22 protein-coding genes are annotated in these 26,115 nt (G+C 59.7%); 12 read left to right on the top strand and 10 right to left on the bottom strand.

What is annotated here, in order from left to right:
- Positions 1-27 precede the first annotated feature (27 nt).
- From zigA to ICY20_RS08345, 3 genes are read left to right on the top strand one after another with little or no spacing between them, the layout of a single operon-like run.
- On the top strand, positions 28-1,236 hold the full coding sequence (gene zigA / locus ICY20_RS08355; protein WP_159960426.1) for a zinc metallochaperone GTPase ZigA: 1,209 nt from the start codon (positions 28-30) through the stop codon (positions 1,234-1,236).
- A complete protein-coding gene (locus ICY20_RS08350) occupies positions 1,236-1,880 on the top strand; it encodes a DUF1826 domain-containing protein (RefSeq protein WP_159960424.1) in 645 nt (214 codons plus the stop codon). Before zigA ends, ICY20_RS08350 begins: the two co-directional genes overlap by 1 nt.
- A gap of 43 nt (positions 1,881-1,923) precedes the next feature.
- On the top strand, positions 1,924-2,886 hold the full coding sequence (locus ICY20_RS08345) for a CobW family GTP-binding protein (RefSeq protein WP_159960422.1): 963 nt from the start codon (positions 1,924-1,926) through the stop codon (positions 2,884-2,886).
- Here the strand turns inward: ICY20_RS08345 and ICY20_RS08340 are convergent.
- The gene (locus tag ICY20_RS08340) at positions 2,880-3,275 is read right to left on the bottom strand and encodes a DUF3301 domain-containing protein (protein WP_122511969.1); all 396 of its coding nucleotides are present in this window, start codon (positions 3,273-3,275) and stop codon (positions 2,880-2,882) included. The two genes, ICY20_RS08345 and ICY20_RS08340, sit on opposite strands and share 7 nt — an antisense overlap.
- A gap of 116 nt (positions 3,276-3,391) precedes the next feature.
- On the opposite strand from ICY20_RS08340, the gene pdxY reads away from it, so the two are divergent.
- Positions 3,392-4,264, top strand: a complete 873-nt coding sequence (gene pdxY, locus ICY20_RS08335) for a pyridoxal kinase PdxY (RefSeq protein ID WP_159960420.1) — start codon at positions 3,392-3,394, stop codon at positions 4,262-4,264.
- A gap of 156 nt (positions 4,265-4,420) precedes the next feature.
- Here pdxY and ICY20_RS08330 read toward each other — a convergent pair whose 3' ends face one another.
- The gene (locus ICY20_RS08330) at positions 4,421-4,897 is read right to left on the bottom strand and encodes an acyl-CoA thioesterase (protein ID WP_017739034.1); all 477 of its coding nucleotides are present in this window, start codon (positions 4,895-4,897) and stop codon (positions 4,421-4,423) included.
- A 291-nt stretch (positions 4,898-5,188) separates the two neighbouring features.
- Here ICY20_RS08330 and ICY20_RS08325 point away from each other — a divergent pair, with 291 nt between their 5' ends.
- Positions 5,189-6,952, top strand: a complete 1,764-nt coding sequence (locus tag ICY20_RS08325) for a cation:proton antiporter (protein WP_159960418.1) — start codon at positions 5,189-5,191, stop codon at positions 6,950-6,952.
- An 81-nt stretch (positions 6,953-7,033) separates the two neighbouring features.
- On the opposite strand, the gene ICY20_RS08320 is transcribed toward ICY20_RS08325, so the two are convergent.
- The 3 genes from ICY20_RS08320 to uvrD form a co-directional block, all read right to left on the bottom strand.
- The gene (locus ICY20_RS08320; RefSeq protein WP_105695902.1) at positions 7,034-7,441 is read right to left on the bottom strand and encodes an SMI1/KNR4 family protein; all 408 of its coding nucleotides are present in this window, start codon (positions 7,439-7,441) and stop codon (positions 7,034-7,036) included.
- 136 nt (positions 7,442-7,577) lie between these two features.
- Positions 7,578-8,447: a Tim44 domain-containing protein gene (locus ICY20_RS08315; protein WP_159960416.1), complete on the bottom strand. Its 870-nt coding sequence runs from the start codon at positions 8,445-8,447 to the stop codon at positions 7,578-7,580.
- A gap of 306 nt (positions 8,448-8,753) precedes the next feature.
- Complete coding sequence (gene uvrD / locus ICY20_RS08310) at positions 8,754-10,937, bottom strand: DNA helicase II (RefSeq protein ID WP_194937272.1); 2,184 nt, start codon at positions 10,935-10,937, stop codon at positions 8,754-8,756.
- A 247-nt stretch (positions 10,938-11,184) separates the two neighbouring features.
- Here uvrD and ICY20_RS08305 point away from each other — a divergent pair, with 247 nt between their 5' ends.
- From ICY20_RS08305 to ICY20_RS08295, 3 genes are all read left to right on the top strand, one after another.
- Entirely contained in the window at positions 11,185-14,058 is a 2,874-nt protein-coding gene (locus tag ICY20_RS08305; protein WP_194937271.1) for an EAL domain-containing protein, read from the top strand.
- A 161-nt stretch (positions 14,059-14,219) separates the two neighbouring features.
- Entirely contained in the window at positions 14,220-15,086 is an 867-nt protein-coding gene (hexR, locus tag ICY20_RS08300; RefSeq protein ID WP_017739023.1) for a transcriptional regulator HexR, read from the top strand.
- Between the two features lie 220 nt (positions 15,087-15,306).
- The gene (locus ICY20_RS08295; protein ID WP_159960399.1) at positions 15,307-15,504 is read left to right on the top strand and encodes a PA3496 family putative envelope integrity protein; all 198 of its coding nucleotides are present in this window, start codon (positions 15,307-15,309) and stop codon (positions 15,502-15,504) included.
- On the opposite strand, the gene ICY20_RS08290 is transcribed toward ICY20_RS08295, so the two are convergent.
- Positions 15,434-16,408: a LysR family transcriptional regulator gene (locus tag ICY20_RS08290; RefSeq protein WP_159960397.1), complete on the bottom strand. Its 975-nt coding sequence runs from the start codon at positions 16,406-16,408 to the stop codon at positions 15,434-15,436. The genes ICY20_RS08295 and ICY20_RS08290 overlap by 71 nt on opposite strands.
- A gap of 196 nt (positions 16,409-16,604) precedes the next feature.
- On the opposite strand from ICY20_RS08290, the gene ICY20_RS08285 reads away from it, so the two are divergent.
- Positions 16,605-18,020, top strand: a complete 1,416-nt coding sequence (locus ICY20_RS08285) for an acetyl-CoA carboxylase biotin carboxylase subunit (protein ID WP_049710865.1) — start codon at positions 16,605-16,607, stop codon at positions 18,018-18,020.
- Positions 18,021-18,031: 11 nt separating this feature from the next.
- Complete coding sequence (gene oadA / locus ICY20_RS08280; protein WP_159960395.1) at positions 18,032-19,840, top strand: sodium-extruding oxaloacetate decarboxylase subunit alpha; 1,809 nt, start codon at positions 18,032-18,034, stop codon at positions 19,838-19,840.
- A 75-nt stretch (positions 19,841-19,915) separates the two neighbouring features.
- Here oadA and ICY20_RS08275 read toward each other — a convergent pair whose 3' ends face one another.
- Complete coding sequence (locus ICY20_RS08275) at positions 19,916-21,064, bottom strand: hypothetical protein (RefSeq protein ID WP_159960393.1); 1,149 nt, start codon at positions 21,062-21,064, stop codon at positions 19,916-19,918.
- Between the two features lie 110 nt (positions 21,065-21,174).
- A complete protein-coding gene (locus tag ICY20_RS08270) occupies positions 21,175-22,455 on the bottom strand; it encodes an autotransporter outer membrane beta-barrel domain-containing protein (RefSeq protein ID WP_159960391.1) in 1,281 nt (426 codons plus the stop codon).
- Between the two features lie 314 nt (positions 22,456-22,769).
- Here ICY20_RS08270 and ICY20_RS08265 point away from each other — a divergent pair, with 314 nt between their 5' ends.
- Both ICY20_RS08265 and ICY20_RS08260 read left to right on the top strand, forming a co-directional pair.
- A complete protein-coding gene (locus ICY20_RS08265) occupies positions 22,770-24,083 on the top strand; it encodes a HipA domain-containing protein (RefSeq protein WP_194937323.1) in 1,314 nt (437 codons plus the stop codon).
- A complete protein-coding gene (locus ICY20_RS08260; protein WP_159960389.1) occupies positions 24,080-24,358 on the top strand; it encodes a helix-turn-helix domain-containing protein in 279 nt (92 codons plus the stop codon). Before ICY20_RS08265 ends, ICY20_RS08260 begins: the two co-directional genes overlap by 4 nt.
- 3 nt (positions 24,359-24,361) lie before the next feature.
- Here the strand turns inward: ICY20_RS08260 and ICY20_RS08255 are convergent, their stop codons facing one another.
- Positions 24,362-25,192 (bottom strand): amino acid ABC transporter permease, encoded by an 831-nt coding sequence (locus tag ICY20_RS08255; RefSeq protein WP_159960387.1) that lies wholly within the window; start codon positions 25,190-25,192, stop codon positions 24,362-24,364.
- Positions 25,189-26,010, bottom strand: coding sequence for an ABC transporter substrate-binding protein (locus ICY20_RS08250; RefSeq protein ID WP_194937270.1), 822 nt, complete (start codon positions 26,008-26,010; stop codon positions 25,189-25,191). The genes ICY20_RS08255 and ICY20_RS08250 overlap by 4 nt, the downstream gene beginning before the upstream one ends.
- Between the last annotated feature and the right edge of the window lie 105 nt (positions 26,011-26,115).

Genomic DNA, 26,115 nt, shown 5'->3' with positions numbered 1-26,115 from the left:
CCGGCCAACCCTGATGAGGAATACCTGATGCCCAATCGTCTCCCCGTTACTGTGTTGTCCGGCTTTCTCGGCGCCGGTAAAAGCACGCTGCTTAACTACGTCTTGCGCAACCGCGAAAACCTGCGGGTGGCGGTGATCGTCAACGACATGAGCGAAATCAATATTGATGGCAGCGAGGTCCAGCGCGACGTCACCCTCAACCGTTCCGAAGAAAAACTGGTGGAGATGAGCAACGGCTGCATCTGTTGCACCTTGCGTGAAGACCTGCTGTTGGAAGTGGGAAAACTCGCCAAGGAAGGTCGTTTCGATTACCTGCTGATCGAATCGACCGGCATCTCCGAGCCGTTACCGGTGGCCGAAACCTTCACCTTTCGCGATGAAAACGAGCACAGCCTGGCCGACATCGCCCGCCTGGACACCATGGTCACCGTGGTCGACGGCATGAACTTCCTGCTCGACTACCAGGCCGCCGAAAGCCTGGCCTCACGGGGTGAAACCCTCGGCGAAGAAGATGAACGCTCGATCACCGACCTGTTGATTGAGCAGATCGAGTTTGCCGACGTGATCCTGATCAGCAAGATCGACCTGATCAGCAGCCGCGAACGCGAAGAGCTGATGGCGATTCTTGAGCGCCTCAACGCCCAGGCTGAAATCATCCCGATGGTCATGGGCGAAGTGCCGCTGCACAAGATCCTCAACACTGGGCGCTTTGACTTTGAACGTGCCGCCCAGGCCCCGGGTTGGCTCCAGGAACTGCGCGGTGAACATGTGCCGGAAACCGAGGAATACGGCATCGCCTCTACCGCTTATCGCGCACGCCGCCCGTTTCATCCCCAGCGCTTCTTCGACTTTATCGACCGTCCTTGGGTGAACGGCAAACTGCTGCGCTCCAAGGGCTTTTTCTGGCTCGCCAGCAAGCATCAGGACGCGGGCAGTTGGTCCCAGGCTGGCGGCCTGATGCGTCATGGTTTTGCCGGACGCTGGTGGCGCTTCGTGCCCAAAAGCCAGTGGCCGCAGGACGAAGAAAGCGTTGCGGCGATCATGGGCAACTGGCAACTGAGCACCGGCGATTGCCGCCAGGAACTGGTGTTTATCGGGCAGAACATCGACTTCGCCCAGATGCGCGCCGAGCTGGATGCATGCTTGCTCAACGATGAAGAAATGGCCTTGGGCGTCGACGGTTGGCGCCTGCTGGCCGATCCCTTTGGCCCCTGGTATGAGGAGGCAGCCGCCTGATGCTCGCCCCGGTAATTCCCCTGCGCCCCGTGATTCGCCAGTCGTTTGGTGACACCCCGCTGGCCTTGTCCGACATTCTTGAAGACGGCGTAAACCTGGCGCTATGGCAGCGCCAGTTGCCGCTGCATATCGCCGAGTTTGGTGCCTTGTTGGTGGCGCTCAACGAGCCATTGGCCGACTCGATGGTGATAGAACTCAACAGCGAAGAGGCTGAGCCGAACTTGCAGGGTTTGGCGGGCAGTTGCCGTGATCTTGAAGGCTACGAAGGTTTTATCGCCGATGTGTCATGGCTGGTCAGCGCGTTCGCCTGCCTGCTGGGTGCCAAGCGCATCGGCGTGCGCCTGCGTTTGTTGGACAAGGCCATGTGCCCGCGTTTTCATGTTGACCATGTGCCGGTGCGGTTGATCACCACCTATGCGGGCATCGGCAGCCAGTGGTTGCGTGAAGGCGTGATGGATCGCCGCAAATTGAGCCAACCGGACGCTGAGCCCAGCGAGCGCATCGAGCAGGTCCACTGTGGCGAAGTGGCGTTGCTCAAGGGCACCAAATGGCATGGCAACGAAGGCTACGGGCTGATCCACCGCTCACCCGCGCTCAAGGCCGACGAGCGCCGCTTGATCCTGACACTGGATTGGCTCGCGTAACCGCGTAGGATCAAACGCCCTATACGGTCTGAATGATGCCCCCATGTTGCAGAACATTCCCACCCACGTGATTGCCGGGCCCTTGGGCGCCGGCAAGACCAGCCTGATCAAGCACCTGCTTGCCCAACGCCCGGCCAACGAGCGTTGGGCGGTGTTGATCAACGAGTTCGGGCAGATCGGTCTGGACGCTGCGCTGCTGACCCTGGACGACGAGGGCATTGCCTTGGGCGAGGTAGCCGGAGGTTGCCTGTGCTGTGTGAATGGGGCGCCGTTCCAGGTAGGCCTTGGCCGCTTGCTGCGTAAGGCCAAGCCGGATCGGTTGTTTATCGAACCTTCGGGCCTGGGGCATCCGGCGCAGTTGCTTAAACAGCTGCGAGAGGCGCCGTGGCAGGAAGTGTTGGCGGTGCAGCCCTGCGTGATGGTGTTGGACGCCCAGGCTTTGGCGGCGGGCAAACCGTTGCCGCAAGCCCAACAAGAAGCGTTGTCGAGTGCCGGGCTATTGCTGTTGAACAAGGATGAGGCGTTGGATGCCGCGCAACGCCAGGCTGTCTTACGGCAGTTGCCCGATTGCCCGCATTATTGGACGCGCCAGGCGCAACTGCCGTTGGAGCAGTTACCCGGCTTGAATGCACAGGCTCGCGCCGCTGTGGATAACTTCGAAGTGCCCAAAGGCCTGGCGCAAATCCCTGCGATCTGGAGTGATCCTACGCTGCCTATCTGCCTGAGCCAGGATCAAGAAGGCGGCTGGAGCATCGGCTGGCGCTGGCACCCGTCGCAGAAATTCAATGCCGGGCGTTTGCAGGCGTGGCTCGCAAGCCTTGAGTGGCGCCGCGCCAAACTGGTTATCCACAGCGGCGAAGGCTGGGTCAGCGCCAACGCTGTGGATAACAGCCCACTCGCTTGGCAACCCAGCGAATGGCGTCGCGATTCACGTATCGAATTGATCTTCAGCGCACCACAAGACGTGGCTGCGTTACAGGCCGCATTGGCAGCCTGTCGTCAGTGACGATTCTTGCTGGCGTGGTCCTGGCGCCACTGGCTTAGCTCGATCACATCGGCGCTGGGCAGCGGCGTCTTGATCTCGAACGGGTAGGGCGCCAGTTCGATCTGCGCGCTATGGGCGCCAAACTGGGTGATCGTGCCCGGGTGGCGGGCTTCGCCGGTCACGGTGAATTCAAAGTTGTAGATACGCGCCAGGCGCCGCCGACCCTTGGCATCTTTTACAAAACCGATGCGCTTGAGCGCCACGGCGCCGTCCAGCAGTTCGATGTCGAGCTTGGCGCAATGCTGCTTGACCCGCTCCAATGCGCGCTCGCGCAGGCCGTGGTTGTGCCACACCCACGCAGCACCGGTGGCCAGCAGCATCAACACGAAGATATTTCCCAGGGTCAGCATGCGAAAACTCCAACAAAGTGAGCGCAGCTTAACTGCGTCGTCGGTCTGTCGTACAGGCTGCGTTTAGTCGCATACTGCGCGGCCAGAAATTCAATGGTTTTACGGAAATCTCCCGCATGAAACGCACACCTCATCTGCTTGCGATCCAGTCTCATGTGGTCTTCGGCCACGCCGGAAACAGCGCCGCCGTGTTCCCTATGCAGCGTGTCGGCGTGAACGTGTGGCCGCTGAACACGGTGCAGTTCTCCAACCACACCCAGTATGGACAGTGGGCGGGCGAAGTGTTGGCGCCGCAGCAAATTCCCGCGTTAGTGGAAGGGATTGCTGTTATCGGCGAGCTGGGCAACTGCGATGCGGTGCTGTCCGGCTACCTGGGCAGTGCCGATCAGGGGCGGGCGATTCTGACCGGTGTGGCGCGCATCAAGGCCATCAACCCCAAGGCGTTGTACCTGTGCGACCCGGTGATGGGCCACCCGGAAAAAGGCTGCATCGTGCCCCAGGAAGTCAGTGACTTCCTGCTGGACGAGGCAGTTGCCATGGCTGACTTCCTGTGCCCCAACCAGTTGGAACTGGACAGCTTTGCCGGGCGCAAGCCGCAATCACTGTTCGATTGCCTAGCCATGGCCAAGGCGTTGTTGGCGCGTGGGCCGAAGGCGGTGTTGGTCAAGCATTTGGATTATCCGGGCAAGTTGCCGGAGGGCTTTGAGATGTTGCTGGTGACGGCTGAAGGCAGCTGGCACCTGCGACGGCCATTGCTGGCGTTCCCGCGTCAGCCGGTGGGCGTGGGCGACTTGACCTCGGGGTTGTTCCTGGCGCGGGTGTTGTTGGGTGACAGCCTGGTGGCAGCCTTTGAGTTCACCGCAGCGGCGGTGCATGAAGTGCTGTTGGAGACCCAGGCGTGTGCCAGTTACGAGTTGGAGCTGGTGCGGGCTCAGGACCGTATTGCCCATCCGCGTGTGCGGTTTGAAGCCACACCGATCGGTCTATAAGCACACAGATCTAAAATGTGGACACCGTCAAATGTGGGAGGGGGCTTGCTCCCGATTGCAGAGTGCCAGTCAACAACTGTGTGACTGATCCACCGCCATCGGGGGCAAGCCCCCTCCCACATTTGATCCAGTTTTAATCCTGGGATTTTAAGCGGATCAGCCCTTGATTTCCTGATACCGCTTCTCCAGCTCCTGGCGAATCTGCCGACGCTGCTGGGCCTGCACAAAGCGGCGCTTGTCTTCGCTGTTATGCGGCTGCAATGGCGGTACAGCGGCAGGTTTGCGTTGGTCGTCAACGGCCACCATGGTGAAGAAGCAGCTGTTGGTGTGGCGCACCGAACGCTCGCGGATGTTCTCGGTCACCACCTTGATGCCCACCTCCATCGAGGTGTTGCCGGTGTAGTTGACCGAGGCGAGGAAGGTCACCAACTCTCCTACGTGGATCGGCTCGCGAAAAATAACCTGGTCTACCGACAGCGTGACGACATAGCGACCGGCATAACGGCTCGCACAGGCGTAGGCCACTTCGTCGAGGTACTTGAGCAGGGTGCCGCCGTGGACATTGCCAGAGAAGTTGGCCATATCGGGGGTCATCAGTACCGTCATCGACAGCTGGGCGTTTCCGGGTTCCATAGCACACTCACGGGTTGTAGGCATTGGTTGGGGGGCACCTCTGCGGGTGCTGGAATCTTTGCTGCGCCTTCCTTAACGGGACGCCGGTAGGCGACTTGCCGTCACGCGTGCACCGATCTGTTTCCATATATTGCACCGGCTTTCTGCCGGAAGTCGCGGTGTTAACCTGCAAAAGCCCATCTCAGGGCATTTCTTACGATTTCGGCAGACTTTTCCTTCCGCACTTTGCGACTTTTCAAAGGCGCGCGCGGAAGTGGGAAAAGCGCCAGCACCCTCAAGGAGCCCCTCGCCATGCACGCCATCAGCTTTATCCAGGACCTGGCCGTGATCATGTTGGTGGCAGGGGTTGTCACTATCCTCTTTCATCGGCTCAAGCAGCCGGTGGTGCTGGGCTACATCGTCGCCGGCTTTATCATCGGCCCCCACACTCCGCCGTTCGGCCTGATCCATGATGAAGACACCATCAAGACCCTCGCGGAGCTGGGTGTGATCTTCCTGATGTTCTGCCTGGGCCTGGAGTTCAGCCTGCGCAAGTTGTTCAACGTGGGCGCCACGGCGTTTATCGCGGCCTTCCTGGAGATCATCCTGATGATCTGGATCGGCTACGAGATCGGCCAGTGGTTCGACTGGAACACGATGGACTCGTTGTTCCTCGGCGCGATCCTTGCGATCTCTTCCACGACCATCATCGTCAAGGCCCTCAACGACCTGAAGATGAAAAACCAGCGCTTCGCCCAACTGATTTTTGGTGTGTTGATTGTTGAAGACATCCTTGGCATTGGCATCATCGCCTTGCTGTCGAGCATCGCCGTCAGCGGTACGGTCAGCTCCGGCGAAGTGTTCTCCACCGTCGGCAAGCTCTCGCTGTTCATGATCGTTGCGCTGGTGATCGGCATTCTGCTGGTGCCGCGCCTGCTGGCCTACGTGGCCAAGTTCGAAAGCAACGAGATGCTGCTGATTACCGTATTGGGCCTGTGTTTCGGCTTCTGCCTGCTGGTGGTCAAGCTGGAGTACAGCATGGTGCTAGGGGCATTCCTGATCGGCGCGATCATGGCCGAATCCAAGCAGTTGATTAAGATCGAACGCCTGATCGAACCCGTTCGCGACATGTTCAGCGCGATCTTCTTTGTTGCCATCGGCCTGATGATCGACCCGCAGATCCTGCTGCAATACGCCTGGCCGATTGCGGTGATTACCGTGGCGGTGGTGCTGGGCAAGATGTTGTCTTGCGGCCTGGGGGCGTTTATCGCCGGCAATGATGGCCGTACCTCACTGCGTGTGGGCATGGGGCTGTCACAGATTGGTGAGTTTTCGTTCATCATTGCGGCGCTGGGGATGACGTTGCAGGTCACCAGCGACTTTCTCTACCCGGTGGCTGTGGCGGTTTCGGTGATTACCACGCTGCTGACGCCTTACCTGATTCGCGGCGCTGACCCGTTGTCCATAAAGATCGCAGCGGTGATGCCCACGCGCATGAGCCGGGTGTTCGGGATGTACGGCGAATGGCTGCGCAGTATTCAGCCACAAGGCGAGGGCGCGATGCTGGCGTCGATGATCCGCAAGATCATCCTGCAAGTGGGGGTGAACCTGGCGTTGGTGGTGGCGATCTTCTTCACTGGCAGCTTTTTTGCGGCGCGCATTGGCGGCTATCTGGAGGGCTGGATCAGCGATCCAAGCTGGCAGAAGGCGTTGATCTGGGGCGGGGCGTTGCTGTTGTCGCTGCCGTTCCTGATTGCGGCGTATCGCAAGCTCAAGGCGTTGTCGATGTTGCTGGCAGAGATGAGCGTGAAGCCGGAGATGGCCGGGCGGCATACCCAGCGCGTGCGACGGGTGATCGCGGAGCTGATCCCGATCCTGTCGCTGCTGGTGATCTTCCTGCTATTGGCAGCCTTGTCGGCCAGTATTCTGCCGACCAACAAGTTGCTGGTGTTGATCGCCGTAGTCACAGCGGCGGTAGCGGCTGTGCTGTGGCGCTGGTTCATTCGCGTGCATACGCGGATGCAGGTCGCCTTGTTGGAGACGCTGGATAACCATAAGGATACGGCGGAGCACTGAGTGGCTTGAGGGGGCTGCTACGCAGCCCAGCGGGAGCAAGCTCCCTCGCCACAAAAGCCCATTCGCCAAAGGTGTCAGCTATCAGCTTTCGAGCCAGACGTCCCGCGCCCAGTGCCATACCGATTCCCACGACTCCTCGGTGACGATTTCCTCTTCGCCGGACCACAACACCACGGTGCCGTCTTCTTCGACGCAGTAGTAATCGTCGCCGTCCTGGCAGATCGGGATCAGCTCGCGAGGCACGCCGATGTCCCAGGCCGTCGCCGCCACTTCCGGCAGGTAGGTATGGGAGCCAGGGTCAGTGATGGTCACCGGCTCCAGGCTGCCGTACACCACGTCGCTGACGGTCAGCAGGAATTCTTTGAAGACAAACGGAATGTTGATGAACAGCTGTTCTTCAACTTCCACCAGTTGGTCTTCGTCAGGCAGCTCCAGAGGAACCGGGACCGGTTCGTTGGCTTCACGCAATTGTTCGATGATTTCTTCCACGGCCGGGATCCTCTTGCTAGATGGCGCGGTTAATAGGGGCGTTTTATACAGTAGCTCGCTATAAGTGCAACCGTGAAATAGAAAACCCCGGAACATGTCCGGGGTTTTGGCTATTGCTTGGTCACACGTGCGGGTTTCAGCCGTTCTGGCGGATACCGGCCACCAACCAAGGCTGGTTTTCGCCTTGTGGGCGTTCCATGTTCCAGCTTTCGCTGAACACTTCGCCTTGGTCGAAGCGCGAAGTCTTCGACACACCGCTGAAGGTCAGGGTGGCGATGGTCTTGTCGGCGCGATCATCCACACCTTCGAGCTGTACGCGCAGGTCGTCGATGTAGGTGGACTGGAATGCATCGCCCAGGTCGGCACGCTCGCGCTTGAGGAACTCAAGCAGTTGCGGGGTCACGAACTCGGCGATCTTGTCCATTTCATTGGCGTCCCAGTGCTGTTGCAGGGACTGGAAGTGGCTACGGGCCGCTTCGATGAAACGCTCTTCGTTGAACCAGGCCGGTGCGTTGATCACCGGGCGGGCTGCAGCAGGTGCTGCCGAACCACCGAAGATCGAGCCCATGGCTGGTTTTTGCTCGAACACTTCACGCTGCATTGGCGCGCCAGCTGGAGCCATGTGCTCCTGCTGCTTGCGGCGACGGGCGGCGATAAAGCGGAAGATCACAAACGCGATGACCGCGAGGATCAGCATGTCGAAGATCTGCATGCCCTGGAAGCCGCCGCCCATGAACATGGAAGCGAGCAGGCCACCGGCGGCGATACCGGCCAGAGGGCCCAACCAGCGCGAAGCACCGCCAGCCTTGGCAGCGGCGCCAGCAGCACCGGCTGCGCCTGCGGTAGCCGCAGCGCCGCCGGCACCGGCGGATGGAGCCATTTGGCTGGTCTGGTGAGTCGGTGCTGCACCGGAACTTTTGCCGCCACCAAAGCGTTTGGCGTTGGCGTCGAGGCTCATCGTCAGGCCGATGCACAACGCCATGGCGATGCTAAGAAATCGTTTCATAAAGGGAATTCCCATTTGTGGATTGCACGCGCGCCATGTTGCACAGGTGTAGTGACAGTGGCTAGCGGCATAATGTTTCCGGCTTTTGCGTAAGACCGATGCCGAAGGGTCTGTAGGACTAAATACAGATATTGGCCCGCGCCCGTCAAAAACAAGGGCGGGGCAATAAGCTTCATGTAACGCAGTGTTTCTTGGGGGCGCTTACTGTGGCGAGGGAGCTTGCTCCCGTTGGGCTGCGCAGCAGCCCCAAAAAACGGGCGCGCTACGCACGCCAGCGGGAGCAAGCTCCCTTGCCACAGAAATGTTTCAGACGGCTTCGAGCTTCGCGTAACCCATCATCAGCCACTTGCTGCCTTCGGCGAAATTCACCTGCACCCGGGCCTGTGCGCCAGCGCCTTCGAAGTTGAGGATCACCCCTTCACCGAACACGGCGTGCTTGACCTGTTGGCCAAGACTGAATTGGGTTTCAGGAATCTCGGCCCCGGCGAACATACTGCTGGCGCTCTGCTGTTGGCCGCCGCCAAACGGGCGGCTCACGCTGTTGGACAAGCGTACTTCCTGGATCAGCCCCTTCGGCACTTCACGTACGAAACGCGACACCTTGTTGTAGGTCTCGCTGCCGTACAGGCGTCGCGTCTCGGCGTAGGTCATCACCAGGTTCTGCATGGCGCGGGTGATGCCCACATAAGCCAGGCGGCGTTCTTCCTCAAGGCGGCCGGGCTCTTCCAGGCTCATCTTGTGGGGGAACAGGCCTTCTTCCATGCCCACCAGGAACACATACGGAAACTCCAAGCCCTTGGCGCTGTGCAAGGTCATCAGCTGGACGCTGTCTTCATGCTCGTCGGCCTGGGTATCACCGGCTTCCAGCGACGCATGGCCGAGGAAGGCCGCGAGCGGTGTGAGATCTTCTTCGTTTTCGGTGTTTTCGAAGGCGCGGGCGGCGCTGACCAGTTCCTCAAGGTTTTCTACCCGAGCCTGGCCTTTCTCGCCTTTTTCCGCTTCGTGGTAGGCGATCAACCCGGACTGTTCGATCACCGTCTGCGTCATCAAATGCAGAGGCATTTCTGAGCATTTGGCCGCGAGGTTCTCGATCAGCTCGACAAACACCCCCAGCGCACCAGCCGCACGCCCGGTCAGGCCTTTGTTGGCAATGAGCAAGCGCATGGCTTCCCACATCGACACATCGGCGTGGCGCGCATGGTCGCGAATGGCTTCGACGGTTTTCTCGCCAATGCCGCGGGCCGGGATATTGATCACCCGCTCCAACGCTGCATCGTTGCCACGGCCTTCGAGCAAGCGCAGGTACGCCATGGCGTTCTTGATTTCAGCCCGCTCGAAAAAGCGCTGGCCGCCGTAGATGCGGTACGGGATGCGTTCGCGCAGCAAGGCTTCTTCCAATACCCGCGATTGGGCGTTGGAGCGGTACAGAATCGCAATATCGCTGCGTGCGAGGCCGGTTTTCAGGGCGCTTTCGATGGTTTCCACCACGTAGCGCGCTTCGTCGTGCTCGTTGAAGGCAGCGTACAGGTTGATCGCTTCGCCTTCGCCACCGTCGGTCCACAGCTCTTTGCCCAGGCGCCCGGTGTTGTTGGCGATCAAGGCGTTGGCGGCCTTGAGGATACCCGCGGTGGAGCGGTAGTTTTGCTCCAGGCGGATGGTGACCGCGTCCGGGAAGTCTTCTGAATACTGGTAGATGTTCTCGATTTTCGCGCCACGCCAGCCGTAGATCGACTGGTCGTCGTCGCCCACTACCATCAGGCTGTCGCCGCCCTTGGCCAGCAGGCGCAACCAGGCGTATTGCACGGCGTTGGTGTCTTGGAACTCGTCCACCAGGATGTGCCGGAAGCGCTTTTGGTAATGGGCCAGCAAGCCGGGATTGTCGCGCCACAGGTCGAGGGCACGCAGCAGCAGTTCGGAGAAGTCGATGACACCGGCGCGCGCACAGGCCGCCTCGTAGGCTTCATAAATGCTGCGCATGGTGGCCAAAAACAGATCACCGCTGGCCTGGATATGTTGAGGGCGCAAGCCTTCGTCTTTCTGACCGTTGATAAACCATTGGGCCTGGCGCGCTGGCCAACGCTGCTCGTCGAGGCCCAGCTCACGGATCACCCGCTTGACCAGGCGCTGCTGGTCGTCGCTGTCCAAAATCTGGAAGGTCTGTGCCAGGCCAGCTTCCTGCCAGTGTGCGCGCAGCAGACGATGCGCCAGGCCGTGGAAAGTGCCCACCCACATGCCGGCCGGGCTGATGCCCATCAACTGCTCGATGCGGTGGCGCATCTCGGCAGCGGCCTTGTTGGTGAAGGTCACCGACAGAATGGAATGCGGGGACGCGTTTTCGACCTGGATCAACCAGGCGATACGGTGCACCAGCACTCGGGTTTTACCGGAGCCAGCACCGGCCAGGACCAACTGACGGCCAACGGGGGCCGCTACGGCCTGGCGTTGGGCATCGTTGAGGGAGTTCAGCAAAAGAGAGAGATCATCGCGCATCGGCGCATTCTAGGGTGCCGGGGTGGAGTGGGCAAACCCCAATGCCGGGTGGTCGACAGAAAACATCCGGGGTGATGACCGGTCGGTCAATGGCCGCAGGCCCCGCTGTGTCTCGCTCAGGCTGTCTGGCCCCAAGGTTTACGGCAGATGAGCGCGCATTTTTTATGACGCGCAGCAGTGTGGCCCAAGCGCTTGCTTGTGTATGCTCCGTCGACGTTTCGGGCTCACCATTATAAGAACACTGCCTATGACCCTCAGCTCTGACCTGTTCGGCCCCTCGGTGGCGCCCGCGCAGGTTATCCGCAAACATTACGCCACTGAGATGGCGGTCGAGCGTACACGCCTGCTGTACCAAGGCTCGTTGTTGCCTACGTTATTAATGCTGGTCAACGGCCTGGTCTGCGCCTGGCTTCTGTGGAACCCCAAGCAATACCTGCTGGACAGCATCTGGCTGGTCTGGCTGCTCGCGTTGGTGGCCATGCGCGTGATCCAGGTGGCTGCATTTGATTCGGCCATGCCCAGCCGCCAGGCCCAGCCGTTGTGGCGGCGCATGTTTATGCTCGGCTCGGCGGTCAGCGGCTTGACCCTGGCCACGGCGGCCATCGCCCTGGTGCCGGCGGACAGCTTTATGCAGCAGGCCTGGGTATTCGGCCTGATCGGTGCTGCGACCCTGTCGGCGAGTGTGGCCTATGCCGTCAGCCTGCCGGCGTTTCTGTCGTTTGCCTTGCCGTGTCTGGTGCCGGCGATCGTCTATCTGTTCTGGAGCGGCGCCCCGCAGCAACAAGGGTGGGGTGTGCTCGGCCTGATTTTGCTGGCATCGCTGAGCCTGGTGGCGTGGCAGGTCAACCGGCTGATCCAGCGCGGGCTGTTGCGACGCTTTCAGAACCAGGCGTTGATTGAGCATTTGCAGAAGGCCCAGCAGCGCAGCGAGCAGTTGAACCTGGAGTTGGTGCGTGAAGTCGAGCAGCGTCGCCAGGTCGAGCAGGAACTGCGCGACGCACAAGTCGGCCTACAGGACCGTGTGGCGCAACGCAGCCAAGAGCTGGACGCCGCCAGCCTCGCCCTGAATAAAAGTGAAGCGCGCCTGGCCATGGCCCTGCAAGCCAGCGAGCTGGGCTTGTGGGACTGGAACCTGCAAACCGACGAAGTCCACCACACCCAGCTCAAGGAGTTGTTTGGCCTGGAGCCTGAGTACGTCACGGCGATGCTCAGCCACCTCAAGCCGCGCCTGCACCCAGACGACTTGCCGCTGCTCAAGCGGGCCTTGGTGGAACACCTCAAGGGTCGCAGTGAGGACTATCAAGTCGAGTATCGCGTGCGCCATGGTGATGGGCACTGGGTATGGATCGAAGACCGCGGCCGTGCCGTGGAGCGTGCGCCCAGTGGTCGCGTGACCCGAATGCTCGGCACCCGCCGGGATATCAGCGCCGACAAGGCCCTGGAAGAGCAGCAGCGCCTGGCATCGACCGTGTTTGAGGCCGCCAGCGAAGGTATCGTGATCCTCAACCCTGACTACGTACTGGTGGCTGTGAACCAGGCATTCAGCCGTGTCACTGGTTTTGATATTGACGACATGATTGGTCGCAATGTGGTGGAGCTGCCCTGCAGCCGCGACGCCCGTCGGCATTTCCCGGTCATCCGCCAGGCCCTGCTCAGCCAAGGTACGTGGCAGGGCGAACTGGTGGAAACACGCAAGAACGGCGAGCTGTACCCGCAGTGGCTTCAATTGAATGTAGTGCGTGATATTCGCGGAAAAGTCAGCCATATCGTAGGCTTTTTCGCCGATCTTTCGGCGCGCCGTGAGTCTGAAGAGCGCATGCGCTACCTGACCCACTACGACGAACTTACCGGCCTGGCGAACCGCTCGTTGTTCCGTGAGCGGCTGCGCGAAGCCCATTCGCGGGTGCGTCAGGGCGGGCGCAGCCTGGCGTTGCTGCATATCAACCTGGACCGCTTCAAACTGCTCAATGACAGCCTCGGCCATGAAGTCGCCGACCAGTTGCTGCAAAAAATGTCTCGTCGCTTGATCAATGCCTTGCCGGAAGCCGACACCATCGCGCGCCTGTCCGGGGATGAGTTCGCCGTGCTGTTCGACGCCTACGGCAACCTGTCGAGCCTGGCACGGGTGGCGACGCGGTTGCTGGCCAAGCTGCGGGTGCCGGTGACGGTGGAGGGGCATGAGCTGGTGGTAAGCGCTTCGATGGGCGTCAGTCTACTGCCGGATAACGCGCGGGAAATTTCCGAACTGGTCAGCCAGTCGAACATCGCCATGCAGCACGCCAAACATCTGGGCGGCAATAACTTCCAGTTCTACACCGATAGCCTGCAAGCCAGCACCCTGGAGCGTTTGCAGTTGGAAAACCATCTGCGCAAGGCTATCGAAGAGCGTCAGCTCACGGTGTTCTACCAGCCGAAGCTGTGCCTGGCCACTGGCAAGTTGAACGCCGCTGAGGCACTGATCCGCTGGGAGCATCCGCAGTGGGGCATGGTGCCGCCATGCGACTTTATCGGCCTGGCCGAAGAAACCGGCCTGATCGTACCGTTGGGCGAGTTCGTGTTGCGCCAAGCCTGCTGGCAGGCCTGTGAGTGGCAGCGCCAGGGGCTCGCGCCGATTCGGGTGTCGGTGAACCTGTCCGTGCACCAACTGCGCCAGGGCAAGCTGGTCAGCCTGGTGCGGCAAGTGTTGGAAGAAACCGGCCTGGACCCGCAGTACCTGGAGCTTGAACTTACCGAGAGCCAGTTGCTCGACAGCGTTGAACACATCATTGCCACCTTCCAGCAACTGCGGGACTTGGGCGTGAAGCTGGCCATCGATGACTTCGGCACCGGCTATTCCTCCCTCAGCTACCTCAAGCGCATCCCTGTGGATTACGTGAAGATCGACCAGACCTTCATTCGCGGGTTAGGCCAGGGCCGTGAGGACGCCGCTATCACCCGGGCAATCATCGCCATGGCCCACGGCTTGGCACTCAAAGTGGTGGCCGAAGGTGTGGAAGATCAGCAGCAACTGGATTTTCTGCGGGGGGAACGCTGCGATGAAGTACAGGGCTATCTGATCAGCCGGCCGATGCAGGCCGAAGGCTTGGCAGATTTGTTACGGAAAAATGCAGATTTTCCTTAGTGCGGGCGACGGCGCCTGTGTGGCTACAAAGCCTGCGCCCTTTGATTCAGAGGGCAGCAGGGCGATTTAGTGATGCGTCGCACGGGCAAAACGACAATTCTTGTAGTATAACTACAAGCTTGCTACATCCCTGGCCCTGCCCATAACAAGAGTCCTGCCCTTTGAACCTGTTGCAACATATCGCCCAGTCACGCCACCTGTTACGCAAATCGGAACTCAAGGTTGCCGATCACGTGCTGCTTGACCCTGCGGCCGTGATGCACAGTTCCATGGCCGACTTGGCCCACAGCGTGGGCATCAGTGAGCCGACCATCGTGCGTTTTTGCCGCGCCATCGGTTGCTCCGGGTTCCAGGACTTGAAACTCAAGCTGGCCCAAAGCCTGGCGGCCGGTGCGAGCTTTGGGCAGTTTGCGATCCACGAAGACGATTCCGTCGCCGACTACAGCCTGAAAATTTTCGACACTACGTTGCACACCCTTATGGAAGTGCGCGAGAAGCTCGACCCGATTGAGCTGCAAAAGGCCGTGACGGCCATGTCTCAGGCTCAACGTGTTGAGTTTTACGGTTTCGGCGCGTCGGGTGCGGTGGCGGCGGACGCCCAGCACAAATTCTTCCGACTGTTGCTGACGGCGGCCGCCTACAGCGACCCGCACATGCAGGCGATGTCGGCGGTAACGTTGAAGCCTACCGACGTGGCGATCTGCATTTCCCAGTCGGGCCGCTCCAAAGACCTGCTGATCACCGCCAACCTGGTGCGTGAAAGCGGCGCCACCCTGATTACCCTGTGCCCAAGCCAAACGCCGTTGGCGGAGCTGTCTACGGTCAACCTGGCGATTGATGTGCATGAAGACACCGAGATCTATACCCCGCTCACCTCGCGTATCGCCCACCTGGTGGTGATCGATGTGCTGGCGATGGGCGTGGCCATGGCGCGTGGGCCGAGCCTGGTCAACCACCTCAAGAGCGTGAAGCGCAGCTTGCGCAGCCTGCGGTTGTCGCCCAAATCCGTCAAAGCCCTCGACGACTAAAGCTGTACGCAGAGCAAAATGTGGGAGGGGGCTTGCCCCCGATAGCGGAGTATCAGTCACCTGATTCATTGACTGATCCACTGCTATCAGGGGCAAGCCCCCTCCCACATTTTGACCGAGTGTATATCTGCAAGATTCATCGTCCTGTCATCCCCGCGCCGCCAAACCGTAACCGCCAGCGCCCATCCTGAGCTCCCGTACTCGCATTGGGAGACTCGAAATGGCCCGTCCCTACGAAGACAGCAACAGCGCTGTAAAAACCCGTCGTCAGCAGGAAGATCAGCGCCGCATGGCGTTCCGTCGTGCAATCGAAGACCGCTGTGATGAGCGCCAATTGCTCCAGAGCATCAGTGACTACCCGGAACTGCACTGGCAGGCACCCGTGGCTGCCCAGCGAAACGCTCAGCCAACACGCTGATCTGCGCCCGCTCGCTGCGGATAAAGCCCAGGAACGCATGGGCCACTGGTGACAGGCGCTTGGCCTTGGCCTGCACCAGGCACCAACTGCGGTACAGCGGCAGTTCTTCCACCGGCAGCTCCTTGAGCCCGCCGGTGGCCAGCTCCATGTTGACCGCGTGACGCGTCAGAAGGGCCACGCCCAATCCCGCGCATACGCATTCACGTTGCGCCTCGGCCGAGGCCACTTCCACCGTCTGGGTGAAGTGCACGCGTTTTTCCTTGAAATACTCCTCGCAGGCCAGTCGCGTCCCGGACCCCGGCTCGCGCAGCAGCAGCGTGTAAGGCTCCAGGTCTTGCAGGCGCAGCGGGCCTTGCAGGCTCAGCGGATGATCAAGTGGCGCCACGGCGACAATCGGGTTGTTGAGGAACGGCAGGAATTCCAGGCCCATGTCCTGCGGCACCATGGACATGATCACCAAATCGTCGCGGTTGTCTGAGAGCCGTCGGATCACTTGAGCGCGGTTGACCACCGTCAGGTGCAACTGCACCTCGGGGTGCTGGCGCTTGAAGGCGGCAAACAGGTGCGGCACGAAGTACTTGGCGCTGGATTCAATCGCCAGCTTCAACTGACCTTGCAGTGAGCCCTGCATGTCCGACAGTTGCATGTCGAGGTTTTCCAGGCGTCCGAAAATGTCGCGGCTGGCCCGTTGCAGGGCTTCAGCGGCCTCGGTCATATAGAGCTTTTTGCCGACATAATCGAATAGCGGCTGGCCGATCAGCTCTTCGAGCTGCCGAATTTGCAGGCTCACGGCCGGTTGTGTGAGGGACATTTCCTCGGCGGCGCGGCTATAGGAGCGCAAATCGCACACTTCATTGAAGATCTGCAATTGACGCAATGTCATGCGCATCAATGACTTACGCATTATTCAAGCCCTTTCACCAAACCAGATGGTCTCAACTATAAGTCTTTACTTATATACAACCCAATAATTATTGATTTTTGTTAATCCTCCGCTGCGCATAGTGTGTGTCTCGCGACTGTCATGAAACATTTGGTCACGCGCCGACCCGGGTCTAGCGGGTCGAAGAACGCAGCAATCGGCTCAAGGGAATTTCCAAGTGATAAAAAAGATCCTGATCGCCAACCGTGGTGAAATTGCCGTACGAATCGTGCGTGCCTGCGCCGAGATGGGCATTCGCTCGGTCGCGGTCTACTCCGACGCCGACCGCCACGCGTTGCACGTCAAACGTGCCGACGAAGCCCATAGCATTGGTGCCGAGCCCCTGGCCGGTTACCTGAACCCGCGCAAGCTGGTGAACCTTGCCGTGGAAACCGGCTGTGATGCGCTGCACCCCGGCTACGGTTTCCTGTCGGAAAACGCTGAACTGGCCGACATCTGCGCCGAACGTGGAATCAAATTCATCGGCCCGTCCGCTGAAGTCATCCGCCGCATGGGCGACAAGACCGAAGCGCGTCGCAGCATGATCAAGGCGGGCGTACCGGTCACCCCCGGTACCGAAGGCAACGTCGCCGACATCGCCGAAGCCCTTACCGAAGGCGACCGTATTGGTTACCCGGTGATGCTCAAGGCCACCTCGGGTGGTGGCGGTCGCGGCATTCGTCGTTGCAACAGCCGCGAAGAACTTGAACAAGCCTTCCCCCGCGTGATTTCCGAAGCCACCAAGGCGTTCGGTTCGGCGGAAGTGTTCCTGGAAAAATGCATCGTCAACCCCAAGCACATCGAGGCGCAGATCCTCGGTGACAGCTTTGGCAACGTGGTGCATTTGTTCGAGCGCGATTGCTCGATCCAACGTCGTAACCAGAAGCTCATCGAAATCGCCCCCAGCCCGCAACTGACCCCTGAACAGCGCGCCTACATCGGCGACCTGTCGGTGCGTGCGGCCAAGGCCGTGGGCTACGAGAACGCCGGTACCGTGGAGTTCCTGCTCGCCGAGGGCGAGGTGTACTTCATGGAAATGAACACCCGGGTGCAGGTGGAACACACCATCACCGAGGAAATCACCGGGATCGATATCGTTCGCGAGCAGATCCGCATCGCCTCGGGCCTGCCGCTGTCGGTGAAGCAGGAAGACATCCAGCACCGTGGTTTCGCGTTGCAGTTCCGTATCAACGCCGAAGACCCGAAGAACAACTTCCTCCCAAGCTTCGGCAAGATCACCCGCTACTACGCCCCCGGCGGCCCTGGCGTGCGTACCGACACGGCGATCTACACCGGCTACACCATCCCACCGTTCTACGACTCCATGTGCCTGAAACTGGTGGTGTGGGCGTTGACCTGGGAAGAAGCCATGGACCGCGGCCTGCGTGCCCTGGACGACATGCGCCTGCAAGGCGTGAAGACTACCGCCGCGTACTACCAGGAAATCCTGCGCAACCCGGAATTCCGCAGTGGCCAGTTCAACACCAGCTTCGTTGAAGCCCACCCTGAGCTGACCAACTACTCGATCAAGCGCAAACCCGAAGAGCTGGCCCTGGCCATCGCCGCCGCCATCGCCGCCCACGCAGGCCTGTGAGGAATATAACAATGAGCAAGAAAATCTTTGTCACCGACACCATCCTGCGCGACGCCCACCAATCGTTGCTGGCCACTCGCATGCGCACCGACGACATGCTGCCGATCTGCGACAAGCTCGACAAAGTCGGCTATTGGTCCCTGGAAGTCTGGGGCGGCGCGACCTTCGACGCCTGCGTACGTTTTTTGAAAGAAGACCCGTGGGAGCGCCTGCGCAAACTGCGCGCCGCGTTGCCTAATACCCGCCTGCAAATGCTGCTGCGTGGCCAGAACCTGCTGGGCTACCGCCACTACAGCGACGACGTGGTCAAAGCCTTCGTCGCCAAGGCCGCTGTGAATGGCATCGATGTGTTCCGCATCTTCGACGCCATGAACGACGTGCGTAATCTGCGCGTGGCCATCGAAGCGGTGAAAGCCGCCGGCAAACATGCTCAAGGCACCATCGCCTACACCACTAGCCCGGTGCACACCATCGAGGCCTTTGTGGCCCAGGCCAAGCAACTGGAATCCATGGGTTGCGACTCCATCGCGATCAAGGACATGGCCGGCCTGCTGACCCCTTACGCCACCGGCGAGCTGGTCAAGGCGCTGAAAGCCGAGCAAAACCTGCCGATCTTCATCCACTCCCATGACACCGCTGGCTTGGCCGCGATGTGCCAACTCAAAGCCATCGAAAACGGTGCCGACCATATCGACACCGCCATCTCCAGCTTCGCCTGGGGCACCAGCCACCCTGGCACCGAGTCGATGGTCGCGGCCCTTAAAGGCAGCGAATTCGACACCGGCCTGAGCCTGGAACTGCTGCAAGAGATCGGCCTGTATTTCTACGCTGTGCGTAAGAAATATCACCAGTTCGAAAGCGAATTCACCGCCGTCGACACCCGCGTGCAAGTCAACCAGGTACCGGGCGGGATGATTTCCAACCTGGCCAACCAGTTGAAAGAGCAGGGCGCGCTCAACCGCATGAGCGAAGTGCTGGCCGAGATCCCGCGTGTGCGTGAAGACCTGGGCTTCCCGCCGCTGGTCACCCCGACATCGCAGATCGTTGGTACCCAGGCGTTCTTCAACGTATTGGCCGGCGAGCGCTACAAAACCATCACCAACGAAGTGAAGCTGTACCTGCAAGGCGGCTACGGCAAGGCGCCGGGTACCGTGAACGAGAAGTTGCGTCGCCAGGCCATTGGCAGCGAAGAAGTGATCGACGTACGCCCGGCCGACCTGCTCAAGCCGGAAATGACCAAGCTGCGTGGCGAAATCGGCGCGTTGGCTAAATCTGAAGAAGACGTGCTGACCTACGCCATGTTCCCGGACATTGGCCGCAAGTTCCTCGAAGAACGCGATGCCGGCACCCTGGCACCGGAAGTGCTGTTGCCTATCCCGGAAGCCGGCGGTGTTGCGCGTGCCGGTGGCGAAGGCGTACCGACCGAGTTCGTCATCGACGTGCATGGCGAAAGCTACCGCGTCGACATCACGGGTGTTGGCGTGAAGGCCGAAGGCAAGCGTCACTTCTACCTGTCCATCGACGGCATGCCGGAAGAAGTGGTGTTCGAACCGCTCAACGAGTTTGTCGGCGGTGGCAGCAGCAAGCGCAAGCAAGCCACTGAGCCAGGCCATGTCAGCACGGCGATGCCGGGCAATATCGTCGATGTGCTGGTCAAGGAAGGCGATGTGGTCAAGGCTGGCCAGGCCGTACTGATCACCGAAGCCATGAAGATGGAAACCGAAGTGCAGGCCTCCATTGCCGGCAAGGTGACCGCCGTTCATGTGGCCAAGGGCGACCGGGTCAACCCGGGCGAAATCCTGATTGAAATCGAAGGCTGATCCCTAGCCTTCGACACTACCGTTTAATCCTCGGGGGGGCAGGTGCTCCCCTTTTTTTTGCCTGGGATTTGGCGGTCAGACGACAGTAGGATCGTTGCGTCTGAAGGTCACGAACACGTCGTGCGCTTTGTAGGTTAGCTCCGGGGTCACGTTTTTCAGGTTGCTGGTGATATTGGCAAATTGGCCTTCTACCCGTTGTGCATTGATGAGGCGCACGGGGTGTGAGGGCAGATCATTTTCATCCGCCACGTGGAGGTTCAGCGTGGCGCCGTTCAGGTTGGCGGTGTTGCCAACGCTCAGGGTGTTATCGGAGCCTGGGTTGAAAGCCAAGGTCGAACCGGCTTGCATGCGCAGGTCATGCTCGATGCGCGTGGAAGGCCCAAGCTGTAGCGTGCCTGCGACGTTAAGGTTGCCCACCGTCCCGCCAGAATAGGTAGCGCCGGGCTCGACGGTCATCAAACCGCCGATGCTGCTCTGATTGATCAGCGCGGCGCCTCTAACGACGGTGCCTAGCTGGTTGGCCTCCACATTACCGGTAAGGGTCCACGTGCCTTCTTTGACCCACAGGTGTTGCATCCGCGTCGCACCTTCGAATAGGCCGCCTTTGGCGTCCTCCAGTTGAACTTGGTTGGTGCCGGTGCCACCGTCAACCTCGCCTTCGAAGCGGCTGCCGTGTTTGACGAGCAACATGTCGTTACCGCCTCCCATGTCCAGTGCCGTTCCTTTGCTGCCACCAATCAGGCCTGCATTGAGCACTTCGTCATCCTGCTCGCCGCCCAGTTTTACGCCTGCACCATTTCTACCGGTGATGCTGCCGTAGTTTTCCAGCCAGACTGGCGCCAGGCCGGAGCCGACAAGACCATCGCGCTCGCCGACGGTTTTGGCGGTTGCGCTGTTGGTGATTTCGATCCCACGCAGGGAGGTCGCTGGGCCATCGATAGGTTTAGGGGAGATCAGTCTGGCAGCGTTGTCGATGTCCGGCCTTTTGCCGTTGTTGAGTGTGATGCTGAAAGAACTGAAACGGGCATTGGACTTAATGGCAGGTTGATCGCTGAGCACGCTCGCCAGGGCGGAGGCGATGTCTGCCCGGGTCGCAGACTTTTGGGTGGCTGGCGTTTCGTTGGGGCTGAGTGTGGGTGTCGGTGGTACGGATTGCGACATTGCGCGAATGCCATTCCCCATCAGGGTGTCGGGGGAAGGCATGAACGGGAGTATCGATGACATGGTTTCCGGCCTCAGGTGTGTAGGAGACCGGAATGTAGCCAGTAAGTGCAGGGGGTGGCTGTCAGGACAGCAGCCATTGGTATGAGAGAAGCGTCTTTAGTTTGGTGAGGTTAAAACCTCATTTGCCACTGCCCCATCAGGCCCTGGCTGCGGCTGTTTGTGCCGGCTTCACCGTTGTAGGTCAGGCCCACCGTGTGTTGCGGTGACAGGGCCAGATCCAGCCCTGCCGACATGTTCAGGCTATCGCGGTCCAGCGCGGTGCCGTTGATGGTGAAGGTGTCGATGAGCCCTGGGGCGACCCGATAGGATTGGCGCACACGGCTGTCGACGTCGCCGTAGAGGTGTTTCCAACCGGTGCTGAGGTGCGGCGTGAGGCTCATCCTGTTATCGAATCGATACACCGTCGCCAGACGCAGGCCAAAAGTGCTGTTCAGGTTTTGTTGGGTTTGTGAGCCGACGTTCAGCGCGCTCAAACCGCCCTTTTCTTTGAAACCGTCGCGGTGATAGCGCTGGTAACCGAGACCGGCGAACGGCTCGATGCTGAGGTCCCCACTGCCCAACTGATACCCCAGCTCAGAGAACACGGTCTGGCTTTGGGCGGAGTAGTCGCCCCTGACTTGCTCTTTGTAGTCGAGTAGATGAATGCTGCGTTTGTTCTGACCGGCATGGTCGCTGTAGATCGCCCCCAGGCGCACGGCCAGCGGGCCGTCCTGATGCACGGCGTAACCGCCCAGGTGCCAGCTGTCGAGGTCGGCGGAGAAGCGTTGTGCATCGAGGTTGGTTGTGGTTTTTGCCCCCATCACACCGACCCGCCAGGCGTGGTCGAGCGCCCAGTCGGCGCCCAGAGACAGACCTTGGGTGCCGTGTTTGAGGCCGGCACTGCCACCTTGTTTGTCGAGGGTGGCGCTGTTGCCCAGGCCTTGTACCCAAAAGTGGCCGTCGTCGTCGGTGGGCAGTTTGCGCAGTACCGAGAGCAGTTGGTTGCTGAGTTGCTGTGTGGTGTTTTGCGTCGCGGCGGCGAGGTTGGCGTTTTGGCTGCCGGCCAGTTGTTCAAGGACCGCACCCATCCCCCCGGGCTGCTGTGTCAGGGCATCCGCGATTTTTTCCAGTTCTTTGATCTCTTCCGGGGACAACTCGCCGGATTGCAACAGTCGATTAATCGCGGGCTCCAGTACTTTGGCGACCTGCAGGCCATTGCGTGAAGTGGCGTGCCGGGTAAGGTAGTCGTCGACGAGGGGGGCTTTGATCGGAGCTGAGTCGTGCTGCTCACTGTCAAGCGCTTCATAGGATGCAAGCTCAGCCATATCGCCTCGCGCATGCGCGGTTTGAACGTTGGCTGCGCTGAGAGCAAAGGCCATGACCAGTACAAGTCTGTGATGTGTGAAGTGCATGTATTCCCAACCTCTGATGAATGAGGCCGGGAATTTAGCGGGATGGCGGGGCGATAACTGTCAGGCTACCGACCCGTGGTTTGCGGGAGTTGTCTCTAGTACGGTGCGATTAAAAACGCGTCTGCCGTTGGCCGATCATGGTGTAGGTGCTTTTGCATTAAATTGCATTTTTACAAGGCTTTTAACACTTAAAGTGCATTTTAATGCGTAAATTCAGTGCGCAGATCAAGCTTAAATGCACTATATTGCAATCTGAGCCTCAAAAAGCCGGTAACAGGTGCACTAAATTGCAGACGGAAACCCCCTATCGTTTGATGCTGCAAATTTTCACTGATGGCCAGTGGCATGATGCTATGCGCCTGGAGTTCTCTGAACCTCAAAAGGGCTTTGATGGGCCCTGTCGGTTTCATTACCGACAGGACTACCTCGTCGACAATCTTGAGGACATCCAACTACCTTTCTCCAAATCCGTCAGTGCGCGGTTTCCACTGGAGTGGGATGTAGCGACTCTCAAGTCGGCGCCTGCTTTTTTGCACGATATTGCCCCGGCGGGGGCGGCCAAGCGTTCGTTGATGAAACGTATTGGGCACGAGAAGCCAGAGGACATCAGTGCTGATTTGTATTTACTGGGGCGCAGTACACCTGCGCCTATTGGCAACATGCGAATCAAGGAGTCAGTTCAAGCGCTGGGCGATGGGGCGTCCATTGGTTTTCCACGCCATGAAGTCATCAGTCGCGATAACAGCTTCCTGGAATATGCCTATGAACAAGGTGCTGCGATTGGCGGTGCTACTGGCGCCGGCGGCGAGGCCCCGAAGCTGTTATTGACGCAGGGAGTTGATGGCCTGCTGTACCCGGACGCCATCCTGGATGATGCTGATGTTACTCAGCATTGGTTTATCAAATTTGCTCGCAACCAGGCCACGCAGACCGATCAAGACATCCTGAGAAGTGAATACCACTACTACAGGGCACTGCAAACACTGGGAATCGAGACGGTTGCCCAAGAAGGGCTGGCATTGGAAGAGGCGGCCAAGCCCAGTTTGTGGATGCACCGCTTTGATCGCCGAATCAGTGAGACGGGTGTTGAGCGATTGGCTGTCGAATCGATTTACTCTCTGGCGGGAGTGACGACACCGGGTAGCTATATGGACCATCTGGAGGTGATCAAGCTGTTGGTGGGTCAATGGCATGCGGTGGGGCAATCGGCACAGGTGGGCGATCTGGTTGCGGAGTATCTGCGCCGAGACTTACTTAATAAGGTGTTGGGCAACGCGGATAATCACGGGCGAAACACATCGATCATCCGTGGGCTCGACTCTCTGCGTCTGGCACCCATTTATGACTTGGCTCCCATGGTGATGGATGCCGAAGGTATTACCCGAACGACCAAGTGGCCCAAAGCACTAGAAGTGGCCGGTGATATCAACTGGCGGGGTGTGTGCGATGCGTTGACCGAGGTGGTAGACCCCGAACTCAGTTTTGAGCGGTTACGACACGATGCCGAACACTTACGCGCGTTGCCGGACATCCTGGCTGCCAGCGGCTTGCCAACGGCAACCTTGAACCACCCCAGTATCCCATTAGGGAAATTGGACCTACGGTTGAAACAATGGGGGCTGAGATGACGATTACCCTTGATGCCCGTGCGTTGATGATCGAGAGCATTGAACAAGGTTTGGCTGACGGTTCGCTTGAGATCGGCGACGCCGTTCGCCGCCTGCGCACCGAAGTCACCGGCCTGCACCAAAGCCAGTTCGCCAAGATGTGCAAAATCTCGGTGCGTACCTTGGTGCATATCGAACATGGCGAGGGCAATCAGACGCTCAAATCCCTGAATGCCGTGTTCAGGCCGTTCGGCCTGCAAATGGGCGTGGTCAAGCTGCGCCGTCAGTGGGGCTGAGCCTCAACTGCGCCGCACGTACCCCTTGCCGTAATGACGCTCCAGACGCGCCTGGATCAGCTCCAGCCCCAGGGACAATACCCAGTAGATAATCGCTGCCGTGGTCAGCATCTCAATGTAGCGATAGCTTGAACGGCCGTAGGACTGCGCCAGGAACATCACTTCCCACACGCCCATCACCGAGATCAGGGACGAGTCCTTGAGCATCGAGATGAACTGGTTGGTGGCCGGCGGAATGATGGTGCGCATGGCTTGGGGCAGGGTCACGTGCCAGAAAATCGCACTGTCGCGCATGCCCAGGGCCAGGGCGGCTTCCCGCTGGCCGTGGGCGACGCCCAGGATGCCAGCGCGGAAGATTTCGCTTAAGTAAGCGCCATAGTTCAGCGACAACGCGATGATCCCTGCAACGATAGCGCCTGGCACCAGACCCAGTTGGGGCAAGCCAAGGTAGATCAGCAAAATCTGGATCAGCAGCGGCGTACCGCGAAAGAACGACGCATAAAAACTCGCAATGCCAAACGCCACGGCGCTTTTCGACAAGCGCCCCAGCGCGGTGACAAAGCCGAGTACCGACGAAGCAAGCATCGAACACAGGCATAAAAACAGGGTAAGCGCCGCACCTTGCAAGAAGCCGTTGGGCGCCAGATGCACACCCACCAGGTTCGGCAGTTTGTCGAGAATGATCGAGAACTTCAGGTCAAAGCTCAGGAAGAAGCTGGCGAACAGGCAAAGCAGCGCGGCCCAGGTCAGGTACAGACGGGTGCGAAAACCCAAGAGCCGCTGCCAGCGCGACTCACTGACCGGTGGCTTGGGAGGTGTAGGAAACGCAGTCATTGGCTGATATCGGCGCCGATCCATTTTTGCGACAGCTTGCTCAGGGTGCCGTCCTGTTTCAGCTGGGCGAAGACTTCACGCACCTTGCTGTCCCACTGCGGGTCGCCTTTTTCGATGGCCACCGAATTGGGCTCCGAATACAGCGGCTCGCCGGCGAGTTTGAAGCGCTTGTCTTCGCTCAGGCGCGGCTGGGCGGTGACCAGGTTGGTGAGGATCGCATCCAGGCGCTTGCCGGCGCCCAGGCCTAGATCTTGGAAGGCCACGTTGTCGGTGTCATACGGGGCGATCTGCACATTCTCGAACGGGTATTGCAGCTGGGTGTCCTCGGCGCCTTCGATCACCAGGTTTTTATTGAGGTAGCTCTCGTAGCTGGAGGCACTGGTGAGGCCGACTTTCTTGCCGCTCAGGTCCTTGGCGCTATGGATGCGATCATCCTTGGCGTTGACCACGATCACCGCCGGCGACGCGTAGTACTCCACCGGGAAGTCGAACACTTCGGCGCGGGCCTTGCTCGGGGTCATGGAGCAGATGCAGATGTCGTAACGCCCGCTCCAGCGGCCAGCGGCGATCACGTCCCAGGACGGCGTTTCCAGGCGCAGTTTGACGCCGAGTTTTTGCGCAACGGCCTTGGCCACATCAACGTCGAAACCATCCAGTTGGTTTTGATCGTTCAAGAACGAGAACGGTGGGTAGCTCTCCATCAGCACGCCCACCAGCTCTTTGTTCTTCTCAACGCGATCGAGCGTTGCACCGCCGAAGGCTTGAGTCGAGGCAGCCAGAAGAGTCAGGCCCAAGGCCAGCAGCGATTTAAGTTTCATGAAGAACACCGTTAGAAAAAAGAGTTGTTATGTACTGAATTGAACGTATTAAATAGTTATAAGAACGACTCTCATAGTGAGTTATTTTCATAAGCTTATGAGTAA

Origin of the sequence: Pseudomonas pisciculturae (assembly GCF_015461805.1) — a bacterium.
Lineage (GTDB): Bacteria > Pseudomonadota > Gammaproteobacteria > Pseudomonadales > Pseudomonadaceae > Aquipseudomonas > Aquipseudomonas pisciculturae.
The sequence above is the reverse complement of the archived record's forward strand: the minus strand, read 5'-3'. Positions and strand labels throughout refer to the sequence as shown.

Coding starts and splice junctions, on each gene's coding strand:
- zigA (WP_159960426.1), top strand. CDS start 28: ATGCCCAATCGTCTCCCCGTTACTGTGTTGTCCGGCTTTCTCGGCGCC.
- ICY20_RS08350 (WP_159960424.1), top strand. CDS start 1,236: ATGCTCGCCCCGGTAATTCCCCTGCGCCCCGTGATTCGCCAGTCGTTT.
- ICY20_RS08345 (WP_159960422.1), top strand. CDS start 1,924: ATGTTGCAGAACATTCCCACCCACGTGATTGCCGGGCCCTTGGGCGCC.
- ICY20_RS08340 (WP_122511969.1), bottom strand. CDS start 3,275: ATGCTGACCCTGGGAAATATCTTCGTGTTGATGCTGCTGGCCACCGGT.
- pdxY (WP_159960420.1), top strand. CDS start 3,392: ATGAAACGCACACCTCATCTGCTTGCGATCCAGTCTCATGTGGTCTTC.
- ICY20_RS08330 (WP_017739034.1), bottom strand. CDS start 4,897: ATGGAACCCGGAAACGCCCAGCTGTCGATGACGGTACTGATGACCCCC.
- ICY20_RS08325 (WP_159960418.1), top strand. CDS start 5,189: ATGCACGCCATCAGCTTTATCCAGGACCTGGCCGTGATCATGTTGGTG.
- ICY20_RS08315 (WP_159960416.1), bottom strand. CDS start 8,447: ATGAAACGATTTCTTAGCATCGCCATGGCGTTGTGCATCGGCCTGACG.
- uvrD (WP_194937272.1), bottom strand. CDS start 10,937: ATGCGCGATGATCTCTCTCTTTTGCTGAACTCCCTCAACGATGCCCAA.
- ICY20_RS08305 (WP_194937271.1), top strand. CDS start 11,185: ATGACCCTCAGCTCTGACCTGTTCGGCCCCTCGGTGGCGCCCGCGCAG.
- ICY20_RS08295 (WP_159960399.1), top strand. CDS start 15,307: ATGGCCCGTCCCTACGAAGACAGCAACAGCGCTGTAAAAACCCGTCGT.
- ICY20_RS08290 (WP_159960397.1), bottom strand. CDS start 16,408: ATGCGTAAGTCATTGATGCGCATGACATTGCGTCAATTGCAGATCTTC.
- oadA (WP_159960395.1), top strand. CDS start 18,032: ATGAGCAAGAAAATCTTTGTCACCGACACCATCCTGCGCGACGCCCAC.
- ICY20_RS08275 (WP_159960393.1), bottom strand. CDS start 21,064: ATGTCATCGATACTCCCGTTCATGCCTTCCCCCGACACCCTGATGGGG.
- ICY20_RS08270 (WP_159960391.1), bottom strand. CDS start 22,455: ATGCACTTCACACATCACAGACTTGTACTGGTCATGGCCTTTGCTCTC.
- ICY20_RS08265 (WP_194937323.1), top strand. CDS start 22,770: ATGCTGCAAATTTTCACTGATGGCCAGTGGCATGATGCTATGCGCCTG.
- ICY20_RS08260 (WP_159960389.1), top strand. CDS start 24,080: ATGACGATTACCCTTGATGCCCGTGCGTTGATGATCGAGAGCATTGAA.
- ICY20_RS08255 (WP_159960387.1), bottom strand. CDS start 25,192: ATGACTGCGTTTCCTACACCTCCCAAGCCACCGGTCAGTGAGTCGCGC.
- ICY20_RS08250 (WP_194937270.1), bottom strand. CDS start 26,010: ATGAAACTTAAATCGCTGCTGGCCTTGGGCCTGACTCTTCTGGCTGCC.